The following is a 1064-nucleotide window of genomic DNA, read 5'->3' on the forward strand; positions in this document are numbered from 1 at the left end:
TGGTAACCCGTTTACTTATTTTATATAATTTGAAGAATTTACTTTGCGATGGTAACCCGTTTACTTATTTTATATAATTTGAAGAATTTACTTTGCGATTTTAATCGAAAGTTACAGATTTCGCGATGCGTGAAAGCCCATATCGGACTTTAGTCCGCCTTTAGGCATGGGATGAAAGTATCGCTTTTTCATAGAAAAACATTTGTTTTTTGGATATACTTTAACTACAGACAAGTACAAGTCTTTAAAACGCCTATGTGTTCCTTGAAAACAAGATATCATATGGAGTTCGATAGACTAATTCACGCTATCGGTAAAATGATATGTGTCGTCAAGAATAAGACGCTAAAACATGTGAACACGAAACTATCTGTACGGTATGGTCATAGTACCGTAGCTCACGAACCTATACGGTCTGTCGTGAGAGTGGTGATGGCACACCGCAATCTTGCACGTCAGCGATACCAGAAATGGACTTCGTCTTTGGTAGCAAGAATCCCACTGACGCTAGTCAGCTTGCCCCTTTAGGGGTGGGAGTGTCAAATAAGGTTTCTAAAAAAATGATTAAGTTGTTTCTTAAACGAAATTTCTTCATAAAAATTTTGTAGATTTTGTTTTATTTCCCTCAAAAGAAACTGTTTTTCAGGTTCCGGTATACCTTCAATCAGTCTTGCAGCCATCACAGGCAATAACCACTTATCTATGCTTTCTCTAGAAATATTAGTTAACTTTATATAAGAATTTAAATAATATCTTGTAAACAATTTCCTTACGATTTTGATTAATAATTTTGTTACTCTTGACATATTTTAATAAACTTATATTAACACGTCATTAATCCATATAAAGGAAAAACCAAAACTGAAACACAAATACAATGTTTATATTTGTACACATAAAGTTTACATAACATCACTTATCAACAGTCAATGTATCTAAAAACCTAGAAAAGTCTCTTCAAAAGATTGAAGTGCACCCCAATTGTTAGACACGGTCTAACAATTGGAGGTGCATTTTTTATGGCTAAATTTTCTTCAAAAGAAAAAATCCAAGCGGTGAAACGA

1 protein-coding gene is annotated in these 1064 nt (G+C 33.6%); it reads right to left on the reverse strand.

The genetic code is table 11. The features are described from left to right. Nucleotides 1-539 precede the first annotated feature (539 nt). Nucleotides 540-806, reverse strand: a complete 267-nt coding sequence (locus AC1DJR_RS31070) for a hypothetical protein (protein WP_429691744.1) — start codon at nucleotides 804-806, stop codon at nucleotides 540-542. Nucleotides 807-1064 lie beyond the last annotated feature (258 nt).

This window comes from Bacillus sp. 05T31 (assembly GCF_056396725.1).

Excerpts from the sequence above, each read along its gene's own strand:
- AC1DJR_RS31070 (WP_429691744.1), bottom strand. The coding sequence starts at position 806 with ATGTCAAGAGTAACAAAATTATTAATCAAAATCGTAAGGAAATTGTTT.